Below are 503 nucleotides of genomic sequence, written 5' to 3' on the forward strand. Positions count from 1 at the left end.
GCGGTGGATGCATCGAACAGTTCAGCCCGAACGTGTTGGTTCACCGCGGCATCTGACCAATTCCAGGAGATTGAATTGGACGTGACGGTTACTGAAGGCAGCAGCAGGCCCCACATGCTTTTCTGCCCGTTCGCCAGGAAATAGAAGAAGGGCTGACCACCCTGGAACGCATCGATGGTCAGCCCCCCGTTTGCTGCGGCCGGCGCGGTGTAGCGCCGCCCGGATCCGCTTCCACTGCTGACCGCGTCGAACAGCGGTATCGCGTACCGGCCAATCGTCTTGGTCAGCTTGGTGGTTACTGTCGTCTCCACGTAGCCCGAAGGGCTGCGCACGCGAAGCCCCACTTGTGTCATGCCAATGCTCCAAGCTCGATGGCGAGATTGCCGTTCGGGTAGTAGAGGTACAAGCCGGTGTTGACCATGCGTACCCGGTAGCCATCTGGCGTCATGCCGTTGATCTCCATGGCCCCCGACTTGTCGATACGCCAGCCGGTTTGCCCAGGC

1 protein-coding gene is annotated in these 503 nt (G+C 60.8%); it reads right to left on the reverse strand.

Features of this window, described 5'->3' with window-relative positions; genetic code table 11:
• Positions 1–353 (reverse strand): hypothetical protein (locus ACXJKJ_RS32510; protein ID WP_457395892.1); only part of this gene is annotated, 353 nt, incomplete at its 3' end.
• Between the last annotated feature and the right edge of the window lie 150 nt (positions 354–503).

The organism is Roseateles sp. P5_E1 (genome assembly GCF_054049335.1).